The 23,829-nt window shown below is 72.6% G+C and carries 27 protein-coding genes and 3 tRNA genes; 18 read left to right on the forward strand and 12 right to left on the reverse strand.

What is annotated here, in order from left to right; genetic code table 11:
- Nucleotides 1–52 precede the first annotated feature (52 nt).
- Nucleotides 53–337 (forward strand): hypothetical protein, encoded by a 285-nt coding sequence (locus AC4BGE_RS06135; RefSeq protein ID WP_490570604.1) that lies wholly within the window; start codon nt 53–55, stop codon nt 335–337.
- Between the two features lie 84 nt (nt 338–421).
- Here AC4BGE_RS06135 and AC4BGE_RS06140 read toward each other — a convergent pair.
- Together AC4BGE_RS06140 and AC4BGE_RS06145 are read right to left on the reverse strand one after the other, a co-directional pair.
- Nucleotides 422–506: transfer RNA gene (locus AC4BGE_RS06140), tRNA-Ser, on the reverse strand.
- Nucleotides 507–543: 37 nt separating this feature from the next.
- The gene (locus tag AC4BGE_RS06145) at nt 544–987 is read right to left on the reverse strand and encodes a hypothetical protein (RefSeq protein ID WP_490574682.1); all 444 of its coding nucleotides are present in this window, start codon (nt 985–987) and stop codon (nt 544–546) included.
- Nucleotides 988–1,099: 112 nt separating this feature from the next.
- On the opposite strand from AC4BGE_RS06145, the gene AC4BGE_RS06150 reads away from it, so the two are divergent.
- From AC4BGE_RS06150 to AC4BGE_RS06160, 3 genes are all read left to right on the forward strand, one after another.
- Nucleotides 1,100–1,543, forward strand: coding sequence for a hypothetical protein (locus tag AC4BGE_RS06150; RefSeq protein ID WP_490570606.1), 444 nt, complete (start codon nt 1,100–1,102; stop codon nt 1,541–1,543).
- A 68-nt stretch (nt 1,544–1,611) separates the two neighbouring features.
- A tRNA-Ser gene (locus tag AC4BGE_RS06155) sits at nt 1,612–1,705 on the forward strand.
- Nucleotides 1,706–1,935: 230 nt separating this feature from the next.
- Nucleotides 1,936–2,058 (forward strand): hypothetical protein, encoded by a 123-nt coding sequence (locus AC4BGE_RS06160; RefSeq protein ID WP_490570607.1) that lies wholly within the window; start codon nt 1,936–1,938, stop codon nt 2,056–2,058.
- 148 nt (nt 2,059–2,206) lie between these two features.
- Here the strand turns inward: AC4BGE_RS06160 and AC4BGE_RS06165 are convergent, their stop codons facing one another.
- The 3 genes from AC4BGE_RS06165 to AC4BGE_RS06175 form a co-directional block, all read right to left on the reverse strand.
- Nucleotides 2,207–3,205 carry a LuxR family transcriptional regulator gene (locus AC4BGE_RS06165; protein WP_490574683.1) on the reverse strand — a complete coding sequence of 333 codons (999 nt, stop codon included), beginning with the start codon at nt 3,203–3,205 and terminating at the stop codon, nt 2,207–2,209.
- 92 nt (nt 3,206–3,297) lie between these two features.
- A complete protein-coding gene (locus AC4BGE_RS06170; protein ID WP_490574684.1) occupies nt 3,298–5,151 on the reverse strand; it encodes a phosphoenolpyruvate carboxykinase (GTP) in 1,854 nt (617 codons plus the stop codon).
- A gap of 213 nt (nt 5,152–5,364) precedes the next feature.
- The gene (locus tag AC4BGE_RS06175; RefSeq protein WP_490570610.1) at nt 5,365–7,209 is read right to left on the reverse strand and encodes a phosphoenolpyruvate carboxykinase (GTP); all 1,845 of its coding nucleotides are present in this window, start codon (nt 7,207–7,209) and stop codon (nt 5,365–5,367) included.
- Between the two features lie 139 nt (nt 7,210–7,348).
- Here AC4BGE_RS06175 and AC4BGE_RS06180 point away from each other — a divergent pair, with 139 nt between their 5' ends.
- From AC4BGE_RS06180 to dprE2, 5 genes are all read left to right on the forward strand, one after another.
- Nucleotides 7,349–7,678 (forward strand): ArsR/SmtB family transcription factor, encoded by a 330-nt coding sequence (locus AC4BGE_RS06180; RefSeq protein ID WP_490570611.1) that lies wholly within the window; start codon nt 7,349–7,351, stop codon nt 7,676–7,678.
- Between the two features lie 59 nt (nt 7,679–7,737).
- Nucleotides 7,738–7,810: transfer RNA gene (locus AC4BGE_RS06185), tRNA-Arg, on the forward strand.
- A 136-nt stretch (nt 7,811–7,946) separates the two neighbouring features.
- Nucleotides 7,947–8,822 (forward strand): decaprenyl-phosphate phosphoribosyltransferase, encoded by an 876-nt coding sequence (locus AC4BGE_RS06190; RefSeq protein WP_490574685.1) that lies wholly within the window; start codon nt 7,947–7,949, stop codon nt 8,820–8,822.
- A complete protein-coding gene (gene dprE1, locus AC4BGE_RS06195; RefSeq protein ID WP_490574686.1) occupies nt 8,815–10,155 on the forward strand; it encodes a decaprenylphosphoryl-beta-D-ribose oxidase in 1,341 nt (446 codons plus the stop codon). Before AC4BGE_RS06190 ends, dprE1 begins: the two co-directional genes overlap by 8 nt.
- A 24-nt stretch (nt 10,156–10,179) precedes the next feature.
- On the forward strand, nt 10,180–10,935 hold the full coding sequence (gene dprE2 / locus AC4BGE_RS06200) for a decaprenylphospho-beta-D-erythro-pentofuranosid-2-ulose 2-reductase (protein WP_490570614.1): 756 nt from the start codon (nt 10,180–10,182) through the stop codon (nt 10,933–10,935).
- A 21-nt stretch (nt 10,936–10,956) separates the two neighbouring features.
- On the opposite strand, the gene AC4BGE_RS06205 is transcribed toward dprE2, so the two are convergent.
- Nucleotides 10,957–12,735 (reverse strand): hypothetical protein, encoded by a 1,779-nt coding sequence (locus AC4BGE_RS06205; protein WP_490570615.1) that lies wholly within the window; start codon nt 12,733–12,735, stop codon nt 10,957–10,959.
- Nucleotides 12,736–12,770: 35 nt separating this feature from the next.
- Here AC4BGE_RS06205 and AC4BGE_RS06210 point away from each other — a divergent pair, with 35 nt between their 5' ends.
- Nucleotides 12,771–13,448, forward strand: a complete 678-nt coding sequence (locus AC4BGE_RS06210) for a histidine phosphatase family protein (RefSeq protein WP_490574687.1) — start codon at nt 12,771–12,773, stop codon at nt 13,446–13,448.
- A gap of 70 nt (nt 13,449–13,518) precedes the next feature.
- On the opposite strand, the gene AC4BGE_RS06215 is transcribed toward AC4BGE_RS06210, so the two are convergent.
- Nucleotides 13,519–13,644: a hypothetical protein gene (locus AC4BGE_RS06215; RefSeq protein ID WP_490570617.1), complete on the reverse strand. Its 126-nt coding sequence runs from the start codon at nt 13,642–13,644 to the stop codon at nt 13,519–13,521.
- Nucleotides 13,641–14,048 (reverse strand): helix-turn-helix domain-containing protein, encoded by a 408-nt coding sequence (locus AC4BGE_RS06220; protein WP_490574688.1) that lies wholly within the window; start codon nt 14,046–14,048, stop codon nt 13,641–13,643. The genes AC4BGE_RS06215 and AC4BGE_RS06220 overlap by 4 nt, the downstream gene beginning before the upstream one ends.
- A gap of 12 nt (nt 14,049–14,060) precedes the next feature.
- On the opposite strand from AC4BGE_RS06220, the gene AC4BGE_RS06225 reads away from it, so the two are divergent.
- Nucleotides 14,061–14,948, forward strand: a complete 888-nt coding sequence (locus AC4BGE_RS06225; RefSeq protein ID WP_490574689.1) for a universal stress protein — start codon at nt 14,061–14,063, stop codon at nt 14,946–14,948.
- 9 nt (nt 14,949–14,957) lie between these two features.
- Here the strand turns inward: AC4BGE_RS06225 and nadE are convergent, their stop codons facing one another.
- On the reverse strand, nt 14,958–15,773 hold the full coding sequence (gene nadE / locus AC4BGE_RS06230) for an NAD(+) synthase (RefSeq protein ID WP_490574690.1): 816 nt from the start codon (nt 15,771–15,773) through the stop codon (nt 14,958–14,960).
- A gap of 261 nt (nt 15,774–16,034) precedes the next feature.
- Here nadE and AC4BGE_RS06235 point away from each other — a divergent pair, with 261 nt between their 5' ends.
- The gene (locus AC4BGE_RS06235; RefSeq protein WP_490574691.1) at nt 16,035–16,823 is read left to right on the forward strand and encodes an isocitrate lyase/PEP mutase family protein; all 789 of its coding nucleotides are present in this window, start codon (nt 16,035–16,037) and stop codon (nt 16,821–16,823) included.
- 137 nt (nt 16,824–16,960) lie between these two features.
- Here the strand turns inward: AC4BGE_RS06235 and lhgO are convergent, their stop codons facing one another.
- Nucleotides 16,961–18,160, reverse strand: coding sequence for an L-2-hydroxyglutarate oxidase (gene lhgO / locus AC4BGE_RS06240; protein ID WP_490574692.1), 1,200 nt, complete (start codon nt 18,158–18,160; stop codon nt 16,961–16,963).
- Nucleotides 18,161–18,267: 107 nt separating this feature from the next.
- Between lhgO and AC4BGE_RS06245 the strand changes: the two genes are divergently transcribed.
- Nucleotides 18,268–19,134 carry an SGNH/GDSL hydrolase family protein gene (locus tag AC4BGE_RS06245; RefSeq protein ID WP_490574693.1) on the forward strand — a complete coding sequence of 289 codons (867 nt, stop codon included), beginning with the start codon at nt 18,268–18,270 and terminating at the stop codon, nt 19,132–19,134.
- On the opposite strand, the gene AC4BGE_RS06250 is transcribed toward AC4BGE_RS06245, so the two are convergent.
- The gene (locus tag AC4BGE_RS06250) at nt 19,131–19,832 is read right to left on the reverse strand and encodes a VOC family protein (protein ID WP_490574694.1); all 702 of its coding nucleotides are present in this window, start codon (nt 19,830–19,832) and stop codon (nt 19,131–19,133) included. The genes AC4BGE_RS06245 and AC4BGE_RS06250 overlap by 4 nt on opposite strands.
- 71 nt (nt 19,833–19,903) lie before the next feature.
- A complete protein-coding gene (locus AC4BGE_RS06255; protein WP_490570629.1) occupies nt 19,904–20,446 on the reverse strand; it encodes a gamma carbonic anhydrase family protein in 543 nt (180 codons plus the stop codon).
- Between the two features lie 153 nt (nt 20,447–20,599).
- Between AC4BGE_RS06255 and AC4BGE_RS06260 the strand changes: the two genes are divergently transcribed.
- The 5 genes from AC4BGE_RS06260 to AC4BGE_RS06280 all read left to right on the forward strand — a co-directional run bounded on the left by AC4BGE_RS06260 (nt 20,600) and on the right by AC4BGE_RS06280 (nt 23,789).
- Nucleotides 20,600–21,562 carry a TIGR03557 family F420-dependent LLM class oxidoreductase gene (locus tag AC4BGE_RS06260; RefSeq protein ID WP_490570630.1) on the forward strand — a complete coding sequence of 321 codons (963 nt, stop codon included), beginning with the start codon at nt 20,600–20,602 and terminating at the stop codon, nt 21,560–21,562.
- A gap of 61 nt (nt 21,563–21,623) precedes the next feature.
- A complete protein-coding gene (locus AC4BGE_RS06265) occupies nt 21,624–21,761 on the forward strand; it encodes a hypothetical protein (RefSeq protein WP_490570631.1) in 138 nt (45 codons plus the stop codon).
- 17 nt (nt 21,762–21,778) lie between these two features.
- The gene (locus AC4BGE_RS06270; protein WP_490574695.1) at nt 21,779–22,060 is read left to right on the forward strand and encodes a DUF7218 family protein; all 282 of its coding nucleotides are present in this window, start codon (nt 21,779–21,781) and stop codon (nt 22,058–22,060) included.
- 170 nt (nt 22,061–22,230) lie between these two features.
- Nucleotides 22,231–22,356, forward strand: coding sequence for a hypothetical protein (locus AC4BGE_RS06275; protein ID WP_490574696.1), 126 nt, complete (start codon nt 22,231–22,233; stop codon nt 22,354–22,356).
- 86 nt (nt 22,357–22,442) lie between these two features.
- Entirely contained in the window at nt 22,443–23,789 is a 1,347-nt protein-coding gene (locus tag AC4BGE_RS06280) for a hypothetical protein (protein WP_490574697.1), read from the forward strand.
- Nucleotides 23,790–23,829 lie beyond the last annotated feature (40 nt).

Here is a 23,829-nt window from a genome sequence, read left to right on the forward strand (position 1 = left end):
GGTGCTGGCACGCGACGGCAAGGCTCGACGTGCAGCCGACCAAAGGGAGACCATGAGCACCGAAGAGGACGCGACCCTCAGTGTCGCCGCACAGCTGATCGCCGACGAGGAGACCGTGCACGACGCCACGGTCAGCGGCACCCGCTCCGGCATCCACCTGGAGCTCGTGGACCTCTCCACGACGCCGGCCGCCGACGACGACTGGGACCTGGACCCCACCGCCGACCTCGGCCTCAAGATCATGATCGGCGGGATCGAGCCGGAGGTGGCCGGCCAGCTGCTCCGCATCGCCGCGGACTTCCTGGACGAGGCGACCATCGAGGAGGACGAGGACTGACCTCCTCGGCGGCTCCTCGCCGCCGGGCGGGGGACGTCGCCACGTGACGGCTCCCCGCCGGTGGGGAGCCGTCACCGGCTCCGGCAGAGGGGGCGGGATTCGAACCCGCGGTAGGTCTCCCTACGACCGCTTTCAAGGCGGTTCCGATAGGCCACTCCGGCACCCCTCCACGCGCGGGGCCCGCGCGTGCGGAGCAGTCTAGGAGATCAGCGCGTCCCTCGGTCCCGGACCTCGGTGTCGTCGGGGGCGGGGTCGCCGACCCGACGGAGGTGCTCGCGGATGTCGCCGACCAGGCGCCGCATCTCGTAGCCGGCCTGGTCGACGTCCGGGTCACCCATCACCCGGAAGCGCAGCTCGCTCATCCGGCCCAGCAGGGCGTTGCGCTCCCGCAGCACCCGGGACCGACGCGCGGCCAGCCAGTCGTCCGGCACCCGCGACTCCCGCACCAGCACCTCGCGGACCGCGACCATCCGCTGGAGCACCGCCCAGCGCCAGATGCTCAGCGAGCTCGTCCGGTCCCGGTGGGTCAGGGCGTGCTCGAGCCGCTGGAGGGGGAGCTCGCCGGGGGGCGCGACGACAACACCCTCGTCGGCACCGCGTCGGGCGCCGACCGGGTCGTGGCCCGCCTCGTCGGCGGCACGTGGGCTCATCGGGTCGCTTCCTCCCTGACGCCGCGCCGGGGAAGACGAGTGTGACCCGCACCACTGGGCGAGGACAAGGCCCGATTCGTAGTCACTTCGGGCCATCTTGTTCAATCGACCTGTGGCCTCCGACTACCGCTTCTCCCCCGCCCTCACCGCCCGCCTGCTCGGTCTCACCCTGATCGGAGCGGCCGCGCTCGTCGCCCTGGCCACCCTGGGCGTCGCCGTCTGGAACTTCCACACCGCGACCCTGCTGGTGCCGGTGGTGCTGGTGCTGGTCGTGCTGGTGGCGATGATGGCCTGGAGCAACGGCTGGGTGGTGCGGCTCGGCGAGGACGGCTACCAGGTACGCCGGATCCGCGGGGCCGGCGTCCCGGCCGCGCGGTGGAAGGACGTGGAGGACGCGGTCACCACCCACCGGCACGGCTCCCCCTGCGTCGTGCTGCGACTGCGGGACGGGCGGACCACCACCATCCCGACCGAGGCCCTCAACGCCGACCGCGAGGCCTTCGCCAAGGACGTCATCGACCACCTCCAGCGGGGCCAGGGCCTCCGCCGCCGGTGAGGCGGCGACCGGTCCCGGGGCTGATTCGGCACATCGCGGCCGGGCCTTGTAGCCTGTGCTCGCTGCAAGGAGGCGTCGCCTAGTCCGGTCTATGGCGCCCGCCTGCTAAGCGGGTTTGGGGCTACAACCCCATCGAGGGTTCAAATCCCTCCGCCTCCGCCAGCAGCCGGGGGGAGCAGCTCGCTGGAGCGCTCCCCCCGGCCACTTCGCTCTCGCGCCTCCTGGGGCGCCTCCCCCGGGACTCCGCACCCGCGCTCCCCGGCGCCCACCGGTGTTGCAGCAATCTGCAGTGCACAAAGATGCACACCCCATATTGATGACGTGTCGCCCGTCTGTGCCGACAATCAAGAAGACCGGGTCCGCCCCTGACCCTTACGAAAGGTGACACCGCCATGAAGGTTCTCCGCCTGACCGCCATTGCACTCTGCTCCAGCCTGATCGCGCTCGGCGCGATGGCCGCGCCCGCGCAGGCCAAGGACACCAGCTGGGGTTACATCAGCGGCCCCAACCGCTGACCCACCAGGGGCTAGCGGGACCCGGGAGACTCGGATCCCCCCGTCGAGCCGCCTGACTTGGTCACTCTCGTGACCGGTCCCGCGAACGAAGAAGGCAGCGACCCACGGTCGCTGCCTTCTTCCGTCTCCGCTCGTCCCGGCCGGCGGGTCACTCCTCGGGAGTCGGCGACTCGTGGCCCGAGACCCCCAGGCGCCCCATCGCGTAGCCGAGCTGGAACCTGGTCTGGGCCTCGAACTCGTCCTTGAGGTCGGCCACGTAGCCGGCGTAGGTCCGGGGGCTGACCCCGAGCCGCTTCGCGCTGGCGGGGTCGGCGTAGCCGGCGATCAGCATCCGGATGGTCATCGCCCGCTGCTCGGCGGCGACCCCGCGGCTCATCGAGGCCTCGCGGTGGGTGAAGGGCCGGGCCCGCTCCCAGGTGCGCTCGAACATGTCGACCAGGTAGGCCACCAGCGAGGGCTCCCGGATGGCGAGCGCCACCGCCAGCCCCTCGTGCCCGGGGATCACCGCGAGCCGGCGGTCCACCACGATGAGCCGGTTGAAGAACTCGTCGAGGGTGCGCACCTCGGCGCCGCGCGACCCGACCGCCGCGACGTACTTGTAGGTGGTCGCACTGCGTCGCGCCGAGTGCTGGTAGAGGGTGCGCATCTTGACGCCTCGGTCCAGGGCGGCGAGGTCGCGCTGGGTGGCCGCGGCCAGGGTGGGGGCGTTGCGCCCCGACTGCGGCTGGGCGGTGAGCAGCTCGAACTCGGCGTCGGCGACCACGGCGGCGATGAACGAGTTGATCGCCGCGCCCCTCACCTCGGTGACGAGCCCACTGGTCTCGCCGGGGGCCTTGCGCCACACGTGGGCCAGAGCGTTGAAGGCCTGCGCCCACCGCGACGACTCCGCGATGAGCTGTGCGCCCTGCTGACCCATCGGCGCCACGATCAGCGACGCGACGGTGCTCGGGTCGACCGCCATCCACCGCGTGCCCTCGCGCGCCACCAGCCCGATCCGGGCCAGCAGGTCCAGGGCGGCCGCCTGCTCGTCGTCGCGGGCCAGCCGCGGGTCGTCCGCCGAGATCCCGCCCGAGCTGACGACGTGGTCGTAGAGGTCGGTGGCCACCCGCTCGAAGAGGTCGCGATCCTCAGGCCCGAACTGCGCCACGTCTCCTCCTCACCAGAGCCGGCGGCACCCGGCCGGCGCCCGGAGGCATCTTTCCACAGCCTCCGTCGGCGCCCACCGGGGCCGAGCGCCGCTCAGGCCTCCAGGCGGGCCCGCAGGATGTCCAGCTCGGCCCACAGGACGCCCGGCAGGTCGTCGCCGAACTTCTCGAACCACTCCTGGATCTGCGGCAGCTCGGCCTGCCACTCCTCGGTGTCGACCGCCAGGGCCGCGGCGAGCCGCTCCTCGGAGACGTCGAGGCCGTCCACGTCCAGCGAGCCGGGCGCCGGCACGTGGCCGATGGGGGTCTCGACGGCGGCCGCCCGGCCCTCGAGCCGGTCGACGACCCACTTGAGGACCCGGCTGTTCTCGCCGAAGCCCGGCCACAGGAAGTCGCCGTCCTCGCCCCTGCGGAACCAGTTGACGTAGAAGATCCGGGGCAGCCTGGACTCGTCGTTGTCCTTGCCCATCGCGATCCAGTGGCCGAAGTAGTCGCCGGCGTTGTAGCCGATGAAGGGCAGCATCGCCATCGGGTCACGGCGCACCACGCCGACGGCGCCCACGGCGGCGGCGGTGGTCTCCGAGGAGAGGGTGGCGCCCATGAACGTGCCGTGGGTCCAGTCGCGCGCCTCGGTGACCAGCGGGACGGTGGTGCGGCGGCGACCGCCGAAGAGGATGGCGTCGATCGGCACCCCGCGCGGGTCGTCGTACTCGGCCGCCAGGATGTCGCACTGCTTGATCGGGGTGCAGTAGCGGCTGTTGGCGTGGCTGGAGAGCTCGCCGGTGGCAGCACCGATCTCCGGGGTCCACGGCTCGCCCTTCCAGGAGGTCGCCTTCGCGGGCGGGTTCTCCAGGCCCTCCCACCAGACGTCGCCGTCCGCGGTGAGCGCCACGTTGGTGAAGACCGAGCTGCCCTTGTTGATGGTGCTCATCGCGTGCGGGTTGGTGTGCTCGTTGGTCCCCGGGGCGACGCCGAAGAAGCCGAACTCGGGGTTGACCGCCCACAGGCGGCCGTCCTCGCCGATCCGCATCCAGGCGATGTCGTCGCCGATGGCCTCGACCTTCCACCCGGGGATGGTCGGCTTGAGCATCGCCAGGTTGGTCTTGCCGCAGGCCGACGGGAACGCGGCGGCGACGTGCTTGGTGGCTCCGGCGGGGCTGGTGAGCTTGAGGATGAGCATGTGCTCGGCCATCCAGCCCTCGTCGCGCGCCATCACCGAGGCGATGCGCAGCGCGTAGCACTTCTTGCCGAGCAGCGCGTTGCCGCCGTAGCCGGAGCCGAAGCTCCAGATCATCCGCTCCTCGGGGAACTGCACGATGTACTTGGTGTCGTTGCACGGCCAGGCGACGTCGGCCTGGCCCTCGGACAGCGGCATCCCGACCGAGTGCAGCGCGGGCACCCACTGCACGTCCTGGCCGGCGGCGTCCAGCTCCTCCATCCGGCGCAGCACGTCGGTGCCCATCCGGGCCATCACCCGCATCGAGACGGTCACGTAGGCGGAGTCGGTGATCTCCACCCCGAACATCGGCTTCTCGGCGTCGAGGTGGCCCATCACGAAGGGGATGACGTACATGGTGCGACCGGCCATGCAGCCGGCGTAGAGCCCGCGCATGAGCTCCTTCATCTGCTCGGGGTCCATCCAGTTGTTGGTGGGACCGGCGTCGCGCTCCTCGAGCGAGCAGATGTAGGTGCGGTCCTCGACCCGGGCCACGTCGGTGGGGTCGGAGGCGGCGTGGAACGAGTTCGGCTTGATGGCCGGGTTGAGCCGGGTGAAGGTGCCGGTGGCCTCGAGGGCGGCGGTCAGCTGCTGCCACTCCTCGTCTGAGCCGGTGCACCAGTGGATGTCGGCGGGGCGGGTGAGCTCGGCGATCTCCTCGACCCAGGCCAGGATGCCCTGGTGGGTGGTGGCCGGCCGGCTGGTCGCGGCGGTGTCGATGGTGGCGGTCATGGCCTGTCCCTCTCGCGCGTGCGGGGTGATGGGCTTCGCCCGGCACCTTTGCCTGGCGGGTGGGTGCCGCGAGGCTAGCCGTCCCGCGCGCCGCGCAGTATTGGATCGATCCACCGCTCGCCCGGCCCCGGACGCGGCCCCGGACGCGAACGTCCCCCGCCTCCTGGTGGGGAGACGGGGGACGTCGGAGGTGCCGGGGACTGCCGGGTGAGGTCAGGCCTGGTCCTGCTCGAGCTCGGCGGCCACACGGCGGTGGGCCTCCCAGATCGCCTCGGGCATCCGGTCGAACTGCTTGAGGTGCTCCTCGCGGTAGCCCATCTCCTGGCGCCAGCGGGCCCGGTCGATGGTCAGGATCCGGTGGAGGTCCTCGGCGGGCAGGTCCATGCCCTCGAGGTTGAGCTCCTCCTCGGTCGGGATGATGCCGACCGGGGTGCGGTTGCCCTTGACCTCGCCGTTCTTGAGCTGCAGCAGCCACAGCAGCGGACGGAGGTTGTCGCGGTATCCGGGCCACAGGAAGTGACCGTCCTCGGGGTCGCGCTGGAACCAGTTGACGTGGGCGAAGATCGGCTGCTCCTTCGCCGCGCCGACCACGTCGAGGTAGTGCTGGGCGTAGTCGCCCTCGCCGTAGGCCATGAAGGGCCGGTTGGACATCGGGTCGTAGCGGAGCACGCCCTCCTTGCCCTCGGCGGCGGCGGTCGCCTCGGCACCCAGGGTGAGGCCGTCGTAGACGCCCTCGGCCAGGTCGTGGATCGCCCGGATCAGCGGCTCACGGTCGCGGGTGCGGCCACCGAAGATGATCGCGTCGATCGGCACGCCGGCAGGGGCGTTGTAGTCCTTGGCGATGTTCGGGACGTTGTCCAGCGTGGTGGTGAACCGGCTGTTGGGGTGCGCCCACGGGTCGTTCTTCTCGGCCTCGGAGCGCTCCGCGATGGGGTTGCCCTTCCAGTCGAGCCAGCCGTCGACGTCGGCCGGCGGCTCGGGCGTGCGGCCCTCCCACCAGACCTCCTGGGTCTTCGGGTTGTAGGCGACGTTGGTGAAGATCGTCCGGGTGCCCTCGCTGAGCGACTTGAGCGCGATCGGGTTGGTCTTCTCGTTGGTGTCCTTGGCGACACCGAAGACGCCGTACTCCGGGTTCATGCCCATCAGGCGGCCGGTCTTCTCGTCGACCCACAGCCACGCGATGTCGTCGCCGTAGAACGAGACGTGGTAGCGGTCGCCGAGAGCGTCGGGGGCCAGCATCATCGCCAGGTTGGTCTTGCCCGAGGCGCTCGGGAAGCCGCCGCAGATGTGGTAGTCCTTGCCGGTCTCCTTGTCGTGGATCCCGATGAGCATGTACTGCTCGGCGAGGAACTTCTTGCTGGCCCAGCCGTCGTAGGCGCCCTGGCGCAGGCCGTGGGCGATCTTGCCCAGCAGCGCGTTGCCGCCGTACGACGAGCCGAAGTGCAGGATCGTCCGCTCGTCACCGACGGTGACGAAGTAGCGCATGTCGTCCGGGGTGCCCTGGCCGAGGTTCTCCAGGTCGCCGGTCACGTGGACGGCGCGGACGAAGCTGTTCTGGTCCTCGAGGTCGTTGACGTGCTCGACCCCGACGCGGGCCATCCGGATCATGTGGAGCACGACGGTCCGGGTGTCGGTCAGCTCAACACCGGCGGCCCAGGGGGCGAGCTCGTTGCCGGGGGGCGACATCAGGTAGGGGACGACGTACATCGTCTTGCCGGCCGAGGCGCCGCGCATGCGGTCCTCGAGCAGCGGCTTCATCTCCGAGGCGGGGCGCCAGTTGTTGTAGACGCCCTTGTCCTTGGGGTCGTTGGTGGCCACGATGGTGCGCTCCTCGGAGCGCGCCGTGTCCTTGTAGTAGCTGCGCGAGTAGTAACGGTCCTTGCCCGCAGGCAGGAGCTCGCCGGCCTCGAGGGCCTCGGCGACCAGCCGCTCGTCGTCCGCCTGGTTGACGACCTCGATGCGCTCCGCGCCCGTGAGCTCTGCGTAGTACTTCACGTAGTCACGAACGTGCGGGTTCGTGAGCCCCGCCGCGTCCAGGGCTGCCTCAAAGTCTGCCATGGTGCCTTGCTCCCTACCTGTGGAAGTGCTGGTGCCCGAACACCCTCGTCCGGGTCGTCGTGAAGAACATAATTGAAGACTTCTTCAACTCATGTAGTCTGCACGATCAGTGAGACTACCCCGAGGAGGTGAGGGCATCATGGCAGTACCTCTCTACGAGGCCAAAGCCGACCTCTTCCGGACGCTCGGACACCCCACCCGGGTACGGGTGCTGGAGCTGCTCGTGGAGCGGCCGATGCCGGTCAAGGACCTGCTCGCCGACATCGGCGTCGAGGCCTCCAACCTCTCCCAGCAGCTCTCGGTGCTGCGCCGGGCCGGACTCGTCACCTCCTCCCGCCAGGGCACGACCGTGACGTACGCCGTCGCGAGCCCCCAGCTGGCCGACCTGCTGGCCGCGGGCCGGCAGATCCTCGCCTCGGTGTGGAGCGACACCGAGGGAATGCTCAACGAGCTGCGCGAGACCTCCTGATTTCGCCCCGCGCCCGCGATCGGATACTCTCTTCCAGTCCTTGCCTGATGGCTGGACGGGCGCCTGTAGCTCAACGGATAGAGCATCTGACTACGGATCAGAAGGTTTGGGGTTCGAATCCCTACAGGCGCGCAGGACGAACCCCGGTGACCTCGGTCGCCGGGGTTCTTGCCTGTCCGGACCCCTTCCGGACCCCTTCCGGGCCCTCCTGGACGGGTCGCGAGGCCCTTGACGAGACTCCCCGCGGCGGGCACCCCGAGCGCATAGAGTGCCCGCTGTGATCTCCGCCGCTGCCGTCGTGTCGTCGATGCGACCCAAGCAGTGGATCAAGAACCTGCTGGTGGTGGCGGCACCGCTGGCCGCCGGCGACATCGCCGAGCCCGGGGTGATGGCCGCGACCGCCTTCGCCTTCGTCGCCTTCTGCGGCGCCTCCTCGGCGGTCTACCTGGTCAACGACTGCGCCGACGTCGACGCCGACCGGCTGCACCCGAAGAAGCAGAACCGGGCGATCGCCGCGGGCCGGCTCTCGGTGCGGGCCGCGCTGCTGATCGCCGTGCTGCTGGTGGTGGGCAGCCTGGCGGTCGCCTCCCTGGCCGGGTGGCAGCTGGTCGTGCTGCTCGCCGCCTACCTGGTCCTGATGGGCTCCTACTCGCTGTGGCTCAAGCACGAGCCGGTCGTCGACCTGGCGCTGGTGGCCGGCGGGTTCCTGATGCGCGCGGTCGCCGGCGGGCTCGCCGCCGACCTCCTCATCTCCGACTGGTTCCTGCTGGTGGCCGGCTTCGGGTCGCTCTTCGTGGTGGCGGGCAAGCGCTACTCCGAGCTGCACACCCTGGGCTCGGAGGCCGGCACCCGCCGCTCGCTGGTCCGCTACACCGACACCTACCTGCGCTTCGTGTGGTGCCTCGCGGCGGCGGTCACCATCGCCTCCTACTGCCTGTGGGCGTTCGAGAACGCCGCACCGAGCGGGATCCCCTGGCACTCGCTCTCCATCGTCCCCTTCGTGCTGGGCCTGCTGCGCTACGCCGTCGACATCGACGCCGGCCTGGCCGGCGACCCCGAGGACATCGTGTGGGGAGACCGGCTGCTGCAGGCCGTCGGTGCGGTCTGGGTCCTCGCGCTGGTGCTGGGGGTGCTCGGTGCCTGAGGCGTCGTCGCTGCACGGCTGGGGCCGCACCGCCCCCACCACCGGCCACCTCCTCGACACCCTCGCGGCCTCGGTGCCCGAGGTCGTCGCCGCGGCCGGGACGCGCGGCGTGATCGCCCGCGGCCTGGGGCGTTCCTACGGTGACGCCGCGCAGAACGCCGGCGGCGAGGTGCTGGCCCCGCTGCCCACCGCCTACGGCGAGCTCGGCCTCGACGGCACGATCGAGGTCTCGGCCGGCACCAGCCTCCACGACCTGATGCGGGTGCTGCTGCCGCTGGGCCGCTTCGTGCCGGTCACCCCCGGCACCCGCTACGTCACGGTCGGCGGTGCTATCGCCTGCGACGTGCACGGCAAGAGCCACCACGTCGCCGGCAGCTTCGGCAACCACGTGGTCTCCTTCGACCTGGTGCTCGCCGACGGCAGCACCCGCACCGTCACCCCCGAGGGCGACCCGGACCTCTTCTGGGGCACCGTCGGCGGGATGGGCCTGACCGGGGTGATCCTCCGCGCCACGCTGCGCACCATCGCGGTCGAGACCGGCTGGGCCAGCGTCACCACCCGCCGGCTGCCCGACCTGGAGTCGGTGATGCGCGAGATGGCCGCGGCCGACGACCGCTACACCTACTCCGTCGCCTGGATCGACACCCTCGCCCGTGGCCGCGCCCTCGGCCGCTCGGTGCTCACCCTCGGCGAGCACGCCCGCCGCGAGGAGCTGACCGGACGCCGGGCCAACCGGCCCCTCCCCCTCCCGGGCGACCCGCTGCTGGCGCTGCCCCTCACCCCGCCGGTCAACCTCGTCTCGCTGCCCGCCGTCCGCGCCTTCAACGAGGCCTGGTTCCGCAAGGCGCCGCGGCACCGCAGCGGCGAGATCCAGTCGCTGGGCCAGTTCTTCCACCCGCTCGACGGGGTGGCCGGCTGGAACCGCGCCTACGGCCCGCACGGCTTCGTCCAGTACCAGCTCGTCGTCCCGGACGGCGCGGAGCAGGCGCTCGCCCGGATCCTGGAGACGATCGCGGAACGGCGGCTCCCGTGCTTCCTCGCCGTGCTCAAGCGCTTCGGCCCCGGCAACCCCGGGTTCCTCTCCTTCCCGACCGCCGGGTGGACGCTGGCCTACGACGTGCCGGCGACCCCCGGCCTGGCACCGCTGCTCCAGGAGCTGGACGCCGCGGTGGTCGCGGCCGGCGGCCGGGTCTACCTGGCCAAGGACTCACGCCTGCGCCCCGACGCCCTGGCGGCGATGTATCCGCGCCTGCCCGAGCTCCGCGCGCTGCGCGACCGGGTCGACCCCGACCGCACCTTCCAGTCCGACCTGTCCCGCCGCCTCGACCTCTGACCTCGACACCCGACAAGGACCCTCATGCTCGACGCCCTCGGCCAGCCCCAGACCCTCCTCCTGCTCGGCGGGACCAGCGAGATCGCGCTGGCCACCGCCCGCCGCTGGGCCGAGACCGGCGCGCCGTACGTCGTGCTGGCCGCCCGCCCCGGCGAGCGCCGGGACGCGGCCGTCGCCGAGCTCGAGGGCCTCGGGCTCACGGTGCAGGCGGTGGACTTCGAGGCCCAGGACACCGACACCCACCCCGCCCTCATCGAGTCCATCGCCAAGGAGCGCGACATCGACGTGGCCGTGGTCGCCTTCGGGGTGCTCGGCGACGAGGAGACCGCCTGGCAGGACCACGCGTCGGCGGTCGAGCACGCGAGCGTCAACTACGTCGCCCCGGTGAGCGTCGGGGTCTGCCTGGCCTCGGTCATGCGCCGCCAGGGCCACGGGGTGATCGTGGCCCTCTCGTCGGTGGCCGGCGAGAGGGTGCGCCGCTCCAACTTCGTCTACGGCTCCTCCAAGGCCGGCATGGACGGCTTCTACCTCGGCCTCGGCGAGGCCCTGCGCGGCACCGGCGCGCGGGTCGTGGTGGTGCGCCCCGGTTTCGTGCACACCAAGATGACCCGGGGCCGCGAGGCGGCCCCGCTGGCGGTGGGCCCGGACGACGTCGCCAAGGCCGTCACCAAGGCGGTCGCCTCCGGCACCGACCTGGTCTGGGTGCCGGGCGCGATGCGCGGGGTGATGTCGGGCCTGCGCCACGTGCCGCGGCCGCTCTTCCGCAAGCTCCCGCTCTGAGGCCTCGGCTGCCCGAGGCGGCTACTGCTCACCCTTGATCGGCCCCAGGGAGACGTCCCAGATGCACAGCCCGGCGTCCTCCGAGCTGCCGATCCGGATCCGGCTGTACTCGCTCTCCGTCAGCACGAAGAGGGAGTGGACGCCGGCCGGGATCTGCACCTGGTGATGGGTGGTCCCGGCTTTCAGGCTGATCTCGGTGGCCTTGTCGGCGTCGTACTCCACCTCCACCCACCAGGAGCCCAGGACCGGGCCGTCCATCAGGACCGAGGTGAGCGCACCCTGCTCCACCTTGTAGCCGCAGCCCTTGGTGGGAAGCGCGCGTCGTACCGGATCGATCTTGACCGGGATCACCTCGCCCTCCCCGTCGATGATCCAGAGGTCGTCGACGGCGCTCCTGGGGAACGTCATCTCGTCCGGGTAGCGCTGGAACAGGCGGCCGTGCGTGTTCTCCGGGTAGTTGAAGCCCCACAGCACCTCGGGTGGGACGCGGGCGTCGACCAGCGGGACCGGGTCCTCCTGGTCGGGGAGGGTGGCCCAGACGTTGTCGAAGTACGGCGGGGTGGGGTTCTCCTCCTGCCAGTTCTCGAGGTAGCGCAGGCTCGAGACGAGGGACAGCCCCGTCACGCAGACCGCGATGGCGCCGACCAGCAGGGGCTTCTCGAAGGAGCGAGGCCTGCCCTCGCGCGGCTCGTTGACCTCGACGGCCCCACGCAACGGCAGGAAGGCCAGCCCGATCGCCAGGACCGCGATCGCGGCCAGCTCGGTCTGGTAGCGGTACTCACGGGCGATGTCGGCGCCGACCGCGCCCGCGCGCGCCGAGGTCAGCAGCACGATGTTGATCACCAGGAGGGAACCGATCAGACCCCACGCACGCCGGCTGATCGTGCGCGTGTGGTCGGCGTAGAGGGCGGCACAGACGAGCACCACCCAGGCCACGGAGACCACCGCCAGCGACGGATCGGCCAACGAGCCGTTCTCCAGGGGCTGCCAGGTCAGCGGCCCGCCGATCAGCGCCGGCCCGAAGGTGACGACCACGAAGTTGCCGAGCACGTCACCCCAGGGGATGGGGCTCCCGTCGGAGTTGCCGCCGGTGAACCCGATCTGCACGTAGATCGCGATGTAGGCGCCGGCCAGGGCCACGTGTGCGACCAGGCCGGTGCGGTAGCGGGCCCACAGCTGCCCGAACCGCTCACCGAGGCCGCCGTAGGCGAACCAGCCGAGCGCCACGAGCCCGTACAGGGCGAAGACGACCAGCGTCTTCTCGTAGAAGACGAGCCCGAACACGGTCCAGGCCAGGGTCGCGAGGAGGTGCCGCAGGCGACCGGTCCGCAGGTAGGCCAGGTGGGAGGTCAGGCCGAAGGCGAGGGCGATCAGCAGCGGCAGCTGGTTGATGCCGGCGGCGTACCAGATCCCGGCGGAGAGGGTGAAGACCCACGTCAGGTAGACGGCCAGGAGCGCCAGCACCATCGGCCGGCGTCCGAACATGGAGACGAGGAGCCGGAACATGCCGACGGCCGCGAGCGCCTGGAGGGCGAGCAGCACCGCCGCCCAGGCCTCCCACTCGTAGGCGGCGTACTCGGTCAGGAGCCAGGTGACCGCGAACCCGGCCGGCATCAGGTGCCCGCCGTAGGACTCGAGGAGGTACTCGGCACCGAACGGCAGGTTCATCGCCCGGGACATGAAGGCGAGGTCGTCGAAGTAGAACCAGGACCCCGACAGCGCCCAGCCGCGGAAGGCCAGGTGGCCCAGGATGAGCAGCGCACCCGTGAGCCAGAAGAGGTCCAGTTTCCGTCGAGCCACGCGGGGAGTGTGGCACAACCGGGTACTACTGGGTCATGACCACGCCAATGGCCGGACCTGCGAGCCCGACCGTGGTGCACCTGGTGCGTCACGGCGAGGTCGACAACCCCGACGGCATCCTCTACGGCCGGCTCGACGGCTACCCGCTCACGGCGCGGGGCCACGCGATGGCCGAGCGGGTGGCCGAGGTCCTCGCCGGACGCGACATCGTCCACCTGGTCTCCTCGCCGCTGCTGCGCGCCCGGCAGACCGCTGAGGCCCTCAGCGCACGACTGGGTCTCGAGGCGACGACCGACGAGCGGATGACGGAGTCGTCGAGCCGCCTGGAGGGTTGGCGCCTCGAGGGTGGCCACGGGGTGCTGCGCACCCCCTCGGCCTGGCGTCACCTGTGGAACCCGGTCAGGCCGTCGTGGGGCGAGCCCTACGCTGAGGTGGCCGACCGGATGCTCGCGGCCGTCGCGGCCGCCCGCGACGCCGCCGCGGGGCACGAGGCGGTGCTCGTCTCCCACCAGCTGCCCATCTGGATCGCCCGCCGGCGTCTGGAGGGGCGGGGTCTGCTGCACGACCCGCGCCGTCGCGAGTGCACGCTGTGCTCGGTGACCTCCGTCCGGTTCGAGGACGACCGGCCGGTGAGCGTGGCCTACTCCGAGCCGGCGGCCGAGATGCTGCCCGCCAAGGGCCGGCGCGGCCGGGACTCCTCGGCCGCGCGGTAGACGCCCTGGGCCACGAGCAGGACCCGTCGGCGCACCGCGCGCTCGTCGTCCATCGCCGCCGGCCGGGGAGTCACAGCGGCAGCTCGTCGCGGAACGGCACCAGGTGCTGCAGCCACATCACCCGCGCGGTCGAGGCGTCCTCGGGGACCGGCGCCGCGCGGTAGCGCTGCACCACCTCCCAGATCTCCGCGGTCATCTCCCGTGCCTGCGCCGCAGCGACTGGGTGGCCCGGTACGCCGGGGCGTTGCCCAGGAAGTCGGCCGTCGACCAGCTGGTCACCTCGTGGGTGGGGCGCCACCACCGCTCGCGGCGGCTCGCCCGGCCCGGGTCCTCCTCGACCAGTCCGGCGTCGGCGAGCTTGCGCAGGTGATAGCTGGTCAGCCCGCTCGACTCCCCCAGCTTGGCCGCCAGGCCGCTCGCCGTCGCCGGGCCGTCGACCCGCAGCATCCCGAGCAGACGGCTCCGCAGCGGGTGCGCCAGCGTCTCCAGCGCGACGGCATCCAGGACGACAGTCTCGCGGGGCTGCCGCTCCCGGCAGAAGCACAGGGCTACGGTGTGAGGAGGACGCAGGCGATCGTCCTGCGGCGCGTCCCTAGGCACGAGGAGGCAGCCATGAGCACCCAGCCCGTCCTGGTGGGAGTCACCGGTCCCGAGGAGAACACCGAGGCCCTGCGCTTCGCTCTCGCAGAGGCCAGCCGACTGGGCGCCGGCCTCACCCTCGTGCATGCGGTCGTGCCCACGCCCCCGCCACCGCCCGGCACCGTGCTCGTCACCTACGAGGACTCCTGGGCCGAGCTGGGGAAGGAGCTCGCGACCGAGGTCGCCGACGAGGCTGCCCGCCTCGCCCGCGAGCTCGGCATCGACGTCCCGATCACCACGGCCGTCGGCCACGGCGCCCCCGGCGCCCTGCTCAGCGACCTGAGCCGGGACGCCTCCCGCGTCGTGCTGCAGCATCAGCAGGTGCCCCGCCTGGTGCGCCTGGTCACCGGCTCGACCAGCGCGCGGGTCGCGGCCCACGCGCACTGCCCGGTCATCTCGGTGCCGGCCGGGGAGCAGGAGGAGGGCGACCGGTCCGACCTGCTCCTCGTCGGGGTGCACGAGGACGGCGGGCCACGCGAGGTGGTGCAGGCGGCACTCGCGCAGGCGTCCTTGCACGGGTGGTCCACCCGGCTGGTGCACGCCTGGCACGCCCCGGGCCCGTACGACGACCTGCTGGCCAAGGACGGCCAGTGGCAGAAGGCGGCCCAGGAGTCGGTCAGCAAGGCGGCGGCCGCTCACGTGGTCCCGGCCGGATCGGCCGCGCCCGAGGTCGAGGTGGTCCACGACTGGCCGGCGGACGCGCTCGTGGAGCGGTCCAGCAGCGCGCGCATGGTCGTGATCGGTCGCCACGGGCGCGGAGGCCCGATCTCGCCGCGCCTCGGCTCCCGCGCTCGCGCCGTGCTGGCCAACGCCCGCTGCCCGGTGATGGTCGTCCCGCTGACGGAGAAGTCGGCGGGCTGAGCCGCAGCCTCAGCCCAGCTCGACCGGCGCCGCCGGCAGGGCACGCTTGTGGGCGGTCCGGTCGTAGGCGGACTCGATGACGCGCCGCGCCTCCTCGGAGACGTCGCCGCCGGTCAGGTAGGTGTCGATCTCTGCGTAGGTCACGCCGTAGGCCGTCTCGTCGGGCAGCGCGGGACGGTCCTCCTCCAGGTCGGCGGTCGGCACCTTCTGGACCAGCTGGTCCGGCGCGCCGAGGTGGCTGCCGATCTCCTTCACCTGGCCCTTGGTGAGGCCGGCCAGCGGGGTGACGTCGGCGGCCCCGTCGCCGTGCTTGGTGAAGAAGCCCATCACCGCCTCCGCGGCCTGGTCGGTGCCGATCACCAGCGCACCCAGCCGTCCGGCCACGGCGTACTGGGCCGTCATCCGCAGCCTGGCCTTGATGTTGCCCTTCACGAAGTCGGCCTGCCCGCGGTCGGCGTAGCCGCCGCTCGGGGTGGTGGCGGCGTGCAGCGGCTCCACGGCGGGCTTGACGTCGACGGTCAGCACCTCGTGCGGCGCGATGAAGTCGAGGGCGGCACGGGCGTCGTCCTCGTCGGCCTGGGTGCCGTGCGGCAGGCGCATCGCGGTGAAGCGCCCGCCCGCCCGCTCGCAGGCCAGCTGGGCGAGCTTGCCGGCGACGGTGGAGTCGACGCCGCCGGAGATGCCCAGCACGTAGCCCGAGGCGCCGGACCCGGTGAGGTAGTCGGCGAGGAAGGCGATCCGCCGCTCGGCCTCCGCCGCCGGGTCGATCTCCGGGACCACCCCCAACGCCTCGGCGACCTCCAGCTGTCGGGCGCGGTGCGTCATCTGTTCCTCCTGGGTCTCGTGGTGGGACGGGGGTCCTGTTCCCGACGGGCGGTCGTTCATGCCGGAGCCGGGGTTTCGCCGGCCACGGGGAGGGGTACGACCTGCGCCGCCGAGCTTCCTCGGCGCGCCCCGAGCACGCAGCACCACGCACACGCAGCACCACAGAGAGGCACCACCCGTGATCAACCGGCTCACCGAGACCGTCCCCGTCCTTCCCTGGCGGATCCGACGGGCCGCCGCCTGCCTGATCCTGGGCCGACCGTGACCGCGCTGCCCGAGATCAGCGCCCGGGCCGGCGAGCTGCTCCGGCTGCACACCGCCCCGCGGCTGCTCACCGTGGTCAACGTCTGGGACGTGATCTCCGCCAAGGTGGTCGCCGGGACGGAGGGCACCGTCGCGCTGGCCACCGCCAGCCACTCGATCGCCGCGTCTCGCGGCTACGAGGACGGCGAGCGCATCCCGGTCGACGAGATGCTGGGCGAGGTCGCCCGGATCGTGGAGGCGACCTCCCTGCCGGTCAGCGCCGACCTGGAGGCCGGGTACGGCGACGCGGGCGACACCGTGCGCCGGGCGATCGGCGTCGGCGTGGTGGGCGCCAACATCGAGGACCAGATGAAGCCGCTCGACGAGGCGGTCCGGGTGGTCGAGCAGGTGATGGAGGCCGCCCGCGCCGAGGGTGTCCCCGACTTCGTCCTCAACGCCCGCACCGACGCCTTCGTGCTCGGCAAGGACCGCGACCGGGGCCGGGTGCTGGCCGACGCGGTGGAGCGCGGCCGCGCCTACCTGGAGGCCGGCGCCCCGGTCGTCTTCGTGCCGGGCGTCCTCGACGAGTCCGAGGTCGCCACCCTGGTCGAGGCCTTCGGCCCGCAACGCCTGACCCTGATCGGCCTGCCCGGCGTGCCGCCGCTGAGGCGGCTCGAGGAGCTGGGCGTGGCCCGGGTCTCCTACGGCCCGATGTCGCAGCGGGTGGCCCTCACCGCCCTGCAGGAGCTGGTCGAGGACGTGCACCGCGGCGGTGGGGTGCCGGAGTCGATGCGGCCGCTCAACTAGCCGCCCGAGGACTACCGGCGGCCAGTCCGGGACGCCCGACTGGGCCTCGCTCAAGCGCTACCGGACCGTCCGCGAGGGACCCCACTGGGACTGGTCCGGCGTCTGGACCTCAGCGCGTCGGGCCGCGTCCTGCGCGCTCAAGCCTGCCGAATGATCCGGTCCACCACGTGCTCGGCGATCGCCAGGCTCGAGGTCGCCGCCGGCGAGGGGGCGTTGCGGACCGTGGTCACCCCGTCCTCGTGGCCGATGCGGAAGTCCTCCACCAGGGAGCCGTCGCGGTCGACCGCCTGGGCCCGGATCCCCGCCTTGCCGCGGACCACGTCGGCCGCGCCGATCTCCGGCACGTACCGGCTCGCCGCCCGCATGTAGGCGCGCACCGAGAGGCTGCCCCGCACCTCCTTGAGCCCGGTGCGCCAGTGCTGCGAGGCCATCCGCCAGGTGCCGGGCCAGGACGCCATCGCCCGGACGTCGGCGAGGTCGAGCTCACCGCGGCCGTAGCCCTCGCGGGCCAGCCCGAGGACGGCGTTCGGCCCGACCTCCAGCGTGCCGGTCACCCGCCGGGTGAAGTGCACCCCCAGGAACGGGTAGCGGGGGTCGGGCACCGGGTAGATCATGCCGCGGACCAGCTCCCGCTTGGCGGGGGCGACCTCCATGTACTCCCCGCGGAACGGGACGATCCGGGGGCCGTCGACGCCGTCGGCCATCCGGGAGACGCGGTCGGCGTGCAGACCCGCGCAGACCACCACCCGGTCGAACCGGTGCCGGCCCTGCTCCGTGGCGACCTCGATCCCGCCGGTCCCGCGCCGGATCCCGGTCACCGTGGTGGAGAGCAGCACCTGTCCACCCGCCTGGACCACGTCCTCGCCGTACGCCTGCGCGACCGCCACGTAGTCGGTGATCGCGGTGGCCGGGGAGTGCAGGGCGACCAGGCCCGCGGCGTGCGGCTCGATGTCGGTGATCCCGGCCGCCTCCACCCGACGCAGCCCGGGGACGCCGTTCTCCCGGGCGGTCCGTTCCAGCGCGTCGAACCGGCCCAGCTCGGAGCGGTCGACGGCGACCACGAGCTTGCCGCACTCCTGGTAGGGCAGGCCCCGCTCGGCGGTGTACTCGCGCAGCAGCAGCCGGCCCCGGGTGCACAGCTCAGCCTTGAGGCTGCCCGGCCGGTAGTAGATGCCGGCGTGCACCACCCCGGAGTTGTGGCCGGTCTGGTGCGCGCCCAGCCGGTCCTCCTTCTCCAGCACCGTCACCCGCGCGCCCGGGAAGCGACGGGTCAGCTCCCGCGCGACCGCCAGCCCCACGATGCCGCCGCCCACCACGCCGATGGTCTGCTCCGCCATGCGCTGATCCCACCACCGCTCGTGCGCCGCTGACAAATGAGGGGCGTCCGTGGGATCCGACCTCGTCCACCCTTTCCAGCGGCCCGGCCCGGGTCCTACCGTCAAGCATGACCGTCCGTCGTACCTCGCGGGTCGCTGTCGCGACCGCGCTCGTCGCGCTCCTGACCACGCTGCTCGCCGTCCTACTCCCGGCGTCCTCCACCGCCGCTCCCGAGCCGCCCCGGCCAGGCGCCTTCTCGCTCGACTACGACGCCCTCGGCGACTCCTACGGCTCGGGCTACGGCGTCCCGCCGTACTCGGCGACCTGCGGACGCTCGGAGTCCTCCTCCTACGCCGGACTGCTCGACGGTCTGCGGTGGTGGTGGTTCCGCTTCGCGCTCGACGACTTCGTGGCGTGTGCCGGCGCGACGACGGCCACCCTGGTCGAGGGGGCGCCGGGCGGGGTCGAGCCCAGCCAGCTCGACGCCCTCGACCTGCACACCCGGCTGGTGACCCTGAGCATCGGCGGCAACGACATCGGCTGGAGCCTGGCCGTCCGCGACTGCCTGCTCGGCACCGACGAGGCGTGCACCGCCACCCAGGACCAGATCCGCAACCGGATCAGCGGCGAGCTCCCTGGGCTGCTGGACGGCGTCTACCGCAAGGTGCGTCGCCGGGCGCCGCTCTCGGTGGTCGTGGTCACCGGCTACCCGCGGCTCTTCTCCCCCGAGGCCGGCGACTACCTCCTCGCCTCCCCCGCCGAGCAGGCGCAGCTCAACGAGGGCGCGGACCTGCTGAACTCGACGATCCGTGCCGCCGCCCGGCGCCACGGCTTCGCGTTCGTCGACGTGACCGGACGGTTCGTCGGGCACGGCGCGAACGCGGCCGACCCGTGGATCCTCGGGCTCACCGACCCGGGCGCCTTCCACCCGAACGCCGCCGGCTACGTGGCGTACGCCGACGCGGTGGCCGCCTCCCTCGGCACCCGGCGCTAGTCGGCCGCCACGCAGAAGACGGTGCCGTCGGGATCGGCGAGCTCGTGCGTCCCGTCGTCCAGCGTGCCCAGCCGGACGGCACCGAGCGCCAGCAGCCGCGCCAACGTCGCGTCCGTCCCTCCGGGGTCGGGCGGGACCCGGAGGCGGTGCCGGCCACGGCCGGCACCGGGCGCCGGCGACGGCTCGTCCCAGGAGACCACGGTGCCGCCCGACGGGGGCTGGACCGCCGTCTGCGGACCCTGGTCCCAGACCAGCGGCCAGCCCAGCGCCGCGCTCCAGAAGAAGCCGGCCTCCCGGCTGCCCTCGCAGGTGAGCTCGCCCAGCAGACCGCTGCCGCGGGTGAACGCGTTGTCCGGCTCGAGCACGCACAGGTGGTTCCCGTCCGGGTCGGCCAGCACGACGTGGCCCTCCTCGGGGCGCTGACCGAGATCCAGCCGGGTCGCTCCGAGAGAGAGCGCGGCGCCCACCAGCTCGTCCTGCTCCTCGCAGGTGCCACACGTCAGGTGGAGGTGTGCGTGGGCCGGCCCCGGCGGGCGCGGACCCGTCGGCGCCAGCCCCAGGTCGAGCTCGGCGTCCGGGCCGGGCAGCAGGAGCACACCGCCGGGCTCCGGGACCGCGTCCCGGCCCAGCAGCGGCGCCCAGAACCGCGCGAGCCGCTCAGGGTCGCGCGCGTCGAGGAGGCAGGCCACCGACCGCATGCCCTCCACGGTAGGAGGCGCGGCCCCGGGCCGCCAGCGCCTGGATCCTGGTCGGGCAGGACCGCGGCCTTCTAGTCCGTGCCGCCGGTGCCGCCGGTGCCCACGGGGGTCCCCGCGCGGTGCAGCTCGCGGTGCTCCTCGTAGATCGCGGCGTTGTGGTGCAGCCGCTCGACCTCCTCGTCGGTCAGCTCGCGACGTACCTTGGCCGGCACTCCGGCGACCAGCGTGCGCGCAGGCACCACCATGCCCTCGGTGACCACCGCGCCGGCGGCGATCAGCACCTCGTCCCCGATCACCGCGTCGTTCATCACGCACGCCGCCATCCCGACGAGCACGTGGTCGCCGATGGTGGCGCCGTGGATCACGGCGCCGTGACCCACCGAGACGCCCTCGCCGAGGGTGAGGGGCTTGCCCCGGTCGACGTGGAAGACGCAGTTGTCCTGCACGTTGGAGCGCGGGCCGATGGTGATCGGCTCGTTGTCGGCGCGCAGCACGGCGCCGTAGAAGACCGAGGCACCCTCGGCGAGATGGACCCGTCCGACCAGGGTGGCGGTGGGCGCCACCCAGGCGGAGTCGGGGACGACGGGGGCGTGGCCCTGGAGTGCGATCAGCATGCGGCCAACGTAGTGGCCGGCTCGCGCACAACTGGTGGGAAGATGCCGGCTGCGTGGCCGGGAGCGACACCAACCCACCAGTTGGCGGACCGCGGGACCGCCACGCGCAGTCGAGTGGTTTTCCTTCGGGGACCCGATGGGTACGGCGCGCCCATGCGCTTCGGATACTTCCTGTCCACCGAGGAGTTCACCCCCGCCGAGCTGGTCGAGCAGGCCGTGCTGGCCGAGGAGGCCGGCTTCGACGCCCTGTGGATCAGTGACCACTTCCACCCGTGGAACGACGAGCAGGGGCAGAGCCCGTTCGTCTGGTCGCTGATCGGGGCGATCAGCCAGGCCACCTCGCTGCCGGTGACCACCGCGGTGACCTGCCCGTCGTACCGGATCTCGCCGGTCGTGCTCGCCCAGGCCGCCGCCACCAGCGCGGTGATGCTGGAAGGCCGGTTCACCTTCGGGGTGGGCTCGGGCGAGGCGCTCAACGAGCACATCCACGGCGAGCCGTGGCCCAGCGCCGACGTCCGGCTCGAGCGGCTCGAGGAGGCGATCGGGCTGATCCGCGAGCTGTGGACAGGCGAGGTGGTCACCCACTACGGCAAGCACTTCACCTGCGACAGCGCCCGGATCTACACCCTGCCCGACGCCCCGCCGCCGATCTACGTCTCCGGCTTCGGACCCAAGGCCACCGACCTGGCCGCCCGGATCGGCGACGGCTACATCACCACCACCCCCGACACCGAGCTGCTGGGCCGGTTCCGCGAGGGGTCCGGCGGCAAGCCCGCCCAGATCGGGATGAAGGTCTGCTGGGCGCCCACCGAGGAACAGGGCGTCGACGAGGCACACCGGCTGTGGGCCAACTCCGGGGTCCCCGGCGAGCTCGCCCAGGTGCTGCCCTCGCCGAAGCACTTCGAGCAGGTCTCCGAGCTGGTCACCAAGGAGTCGACGGCCGAGAAGGTCGCCTGCGGTCCCGACCTGGAGAAGCACCTCGACACCCTCCAGCCGGCCATCGAGGCGGGCTTCGAGGAGCTCTACGTCAGCAACATGGGCCGTCACTACCGGGAGATGATCACCCAGTACGGCGCCGAGGTGCTGCCCGAGCTGCGCCGCCGCACGGGCGCGTGACCCGCTCGTCAGCAGGACGTCAGCAGGGCATGACCCGGCCGGAGCCGGGTACGGAACGCCCATGAGCACGCATGGTGAGGACCCGGACCAGATCGATCCGACCCAGCAGTCCGGACGGCCGTTCCTGGTGATGGCCCTGTTCGGACTCATCTTCCTCGGCATGATCGCGATGGCGATCGTCTGGTTCGTCGTCCGCTGACTCGGAGAGGAGACCCGATGGCCGCCAAGGACCAGGGCAAGGGGCCCGGACCCAGCGTCAAGGACCCGAAGCTCTACGAGGACCTGCGCGACGAGGGCAACAGCAAGGAGAAGTCGGCACGGATCGCCAACGCCGCTGCCGCCTCCTCGCGTTCCTCGGTCGGCAGCAAGGGCGGGCAGTCCGGCAGCTACGAGGACTGGACCGTCGAGGACCTGCGCGCGCGGGCCGGCGAGCTCGGCATCGAGGGCCGGTCGTCGATGAAGAAGGACGAGCTGATCGAGGCCCTGCGCGACCACTGAGGCCGACCACCCAGCGCAGACCACCCAGCCAGACCATCGACCCGCGCGCCGCGGCGTGGCGAGAGGAGACCTGATGACCGAGATCCCGACCGACCCCGACGGGGAGCGGTTCGTCCCAGGAGGCCACCGACCTCGAGGAGAGCGACCTGCCCCCTGCCGCGGAGCTCCCCTTGGACGACGTGCCCGCCGGCCTCGAGGAGGATCCCGAGGAGCAGCGCAACCTCGCCGACGCCGATCCCGGTCAGCTGGCCGGTGACGTCGAGGACTCGGGGCCCGATCCGGGCGAGGACACCTGATCCGGACGGCCTCCCGGCGGAGTCCGGGGCGCACTAGAGTCCGGAGCACCTGACGGCGCCGGGCCGTCCGCGCGGGTGGGGGAGCCATGCGACGAGCCGTCGCCACCGTCGTCCTGTCCTTGGCAGCAGGACTGCTGCCGTCCGGTGCCGCCCTGGCGGGCGGCACCCTGGCGGAGGGGACCCTGCCTGAACGGGCGGCGAGCCGGGCGGCCCAGGCCCCTGTCGGGGCGCCGGCGGCCGCCCCGCCGGTGAAGCGCGCCGTCCGCGCCTACGGCGAAGGCCCCCTGCGCGTGGCAGCCCGGCAGCCCGGTGAGATCACCTTCCGGGCGCGTCGCGGCGACGAGGTCACGCTGCGCGTCGGGGTCACCTGCCGGGGGCACCTGACCCTGACCGACCGTCGCGGCACGCGGCGGGAGAATCTCCGCCACGTCTTCCGGGTGCGGTCGACCGGCCGGGCGACGATCGGGTTCCGCGGAGCCTGCGCCGACCCGACACGGCTCCAGCTGACCAAGCTGCGGGGCCGGGAGGTCCCGGTGGACGGCGCCGCGGTCCGGCTCGGCAAGCCCCAGCAGGGCTACCTCGACGTCGCCTGGGTCGACGTGCCGCGCACCGGCCGGGTGAAGCTCACCGGTCGCGACGCCCGCGGCCGGGCGATCCGGACCGGCGACCTGCTCGTCGGGGACGAGCTGCGCTGGTACGGCTGGGAGGGCGCCTCGTTCGAGCACGGGCAGCCCGTCGCCGTCTGGGACGAGCTCGGTGAGGACGACCCCGTGGTCCGGCGCGGCACGCGGATCGGACTCACCTCCCCCACCCGCGCCTGGGTCGACGCCCGGAGCGCGTCCACCCACGTCGTCGAGCTCGACGGGCCGCCGGTGACCCTGCCCGCCGGACGCGGTCGGGAACACGTCCTCACCGTGGCGCTGCCCGCAGGGGTGAGCACCTTCCTCGACTCCGAGGAGGAGTGGTGGCGACAGGGCTCCGCCACCTGGCTGCGTCCCGCGCCCGCCGTCCCGGCCCGCGCCGGCGGCACCCACCGGCTGGTGGTGGCGACCGACCGGGACGCGGCGCCCCAGGACCGCACCTTGCGCATCCGCTCCATCCTCGAGGCACCCGACCTGGTGCTCGGGGGACCACCCGTCCGCTTCGAGTCGGCCGACCCCGGCCAGTGGTTCTCCGCCCGGGTGCCGGCGGACGGGCCCGCGTCGATCCGGCTCGCGGCCAGCGACGTCACCGTCACCGGCAGCGAGTGGTCCGCGGCGCTCAGCGGGCCGTGCTACCGCGACTGTCCCGGCGGCTACACCTTCGTCAGCGCGGCCGCGCCGGTCGCGACGGGATCGCTGCTGTACCGCGAGCCCTACGCGCTGCTGGTCAAGCTCGGGCACGGGTCCAGCGGTGGGCTCACCCTGACCCTCTCGCGCCGTTCGCGGGACTGACCCGGGAACCCGCCCGACCCGGGACCGCACCTGACGGCCG

This window comes from Nocardioides sp. Z50_6 (assembly GCF_058215755.1).

Excerpts from the sequence above, each read along its gene's own strand:
- AC4BGE_RS06135 (WP_490570604.1), top strand. The coding sequence starts at position 53 with ATGAGCACCGAAGAGGACGCGACCCTCAGTGTCGCCGCACAGCTGATC.
- AC4BGE_RS06145 (WP_490574682.1), bottom strand. The coding sequence starts at position 987 with ATGAGCCCACGTGCCGCCGACGAGGCGGGCCACGACCCGGTCGGCGCC.
- AC4BGE_RS06160 (WP_490570607.1), top strand. The coding sequence starts at position 1,936 with ATGAAGGTTCTCCGCCTGACCGCCATTGCACTCTGCTCCAGCCTGATC.
- AC4BGE_RS06170 (WP_490574684.1), bottom strand. The coding sequence starts at position 5,151 with ATGACCGCCACCATCGACACCGCCGCGACCAGCCGGCCGGCCACCACC.
- AC4BGE_RS06175 (WP_490570610.1), bottom strand. The coding sequence starts at position 7,209 with ATGGCAGACTTTGAGGCAGCCCTGGACGCGGCGGGGCTCACGAACCCG.
- AC4BGE_RS06180 (WP_490570611.1), top strand. The coding sequence starts at position 7,349 with ATGGCAGTACCTCTCTACGAGGCCAAAGCCGACCTCTTCCGGACGCTC.
- dprE2 (WP_490570614.1), top strand. The coding sequence starts at position 10,180 with ATGCTCGACGCCCTCGGCCAGCCCCAGACCCTCCTCCTGCTCGGCGGG.
- AC4BGE_RS06210 (WP_490574687.1), top strand. The coding sequence starts at position 12,771 with ATGACCACGCCAATGGCCGGACCTGCGAGCCCGACCGTGGTGCACCTG.
- AC4BGE_RS06215 (WP_490570617.1), bottom strand. The coding sequence starts at position 13,644 with ATGACCGCGGAGATCTGGGAGGTGGTGCAGCGCTACCGCGCGGCGCCG.
- AC4BGE_RS06225 (WP_490574689.1), top strand. The coding sequence starts at position 14,061 with ATGAGCACCCAGCCCGTCCTGGTGGGAGTCACCGGTCCCGAGGAGAAC.
- nadE (WP_490574690.1), bottom strand. The coding sequence starts at position 15,773 with ATGACGCACCGCGCCCGACAGCTGGAGGTCGCCGAGGCGTTGGGGGTG.
- lhgO (WP_490574692.1), bottom strand. The coding sequence starts at position 18,160 with ATGGCGGAGCAGACCATCGGCGTGGTGGGCGGCGGCATCGTGGGGCTG.
- AC4BGE_RS06245 (WP_490574693.1), top strand. The coding sequence starts at position 18,268 with ATGACCGTCCGTCGTACCTCGCGGGTCGCTGTCGCGACCGCGCTCGTC.
- AC4BGE_RS06250 (WP_490574694.1), bottom strand. The coding sequence starts at position 19,832 with ATGCGGTCGGTGGCCTGCCTCCTCGACGCGCGCGACCCTGAGCGGCTC.
- AC4BGE_RS06255 (WP_490570629.1), bottom strand. The coding sequence starts at position 20,446 with ATGCTGATCGCACTCCAGGGCCACGCCCCCGTCGTCCCCGACTCCGCC.
- AC4BGE_RS06260 (WP_490570630.1), top strand. The coding sequence starts at position 20,600 with ATGCGCTTCGGATACTTCCTGTCCACCGAGGAGTTCACCCCCGCCGAG.
- AC4BGE_RS06265 (WP_490570631.1), top strand. The coding sequence starts at position 21,624 with ATGAGCACGCATGGTGAGGACCCGGACCAGATCGATCCGACCCAGCAG.
- AC4BGE_RS06270 (WP_490574695.1), top strand. The coding sequence starts at position 21,779 with ATGGCCGCCAAGGACCAGGGCAAGGGGCCCGGACCCAGCGTCAAGGAC.
- AC4BGE_RS06280 (WP_490574697.1), top strand. The coding sequence starts at position 22,443 with ATGCGACGAGCCGTCGCCACCGTCGTCCTGTCCTTGGCAGCAGGACTG.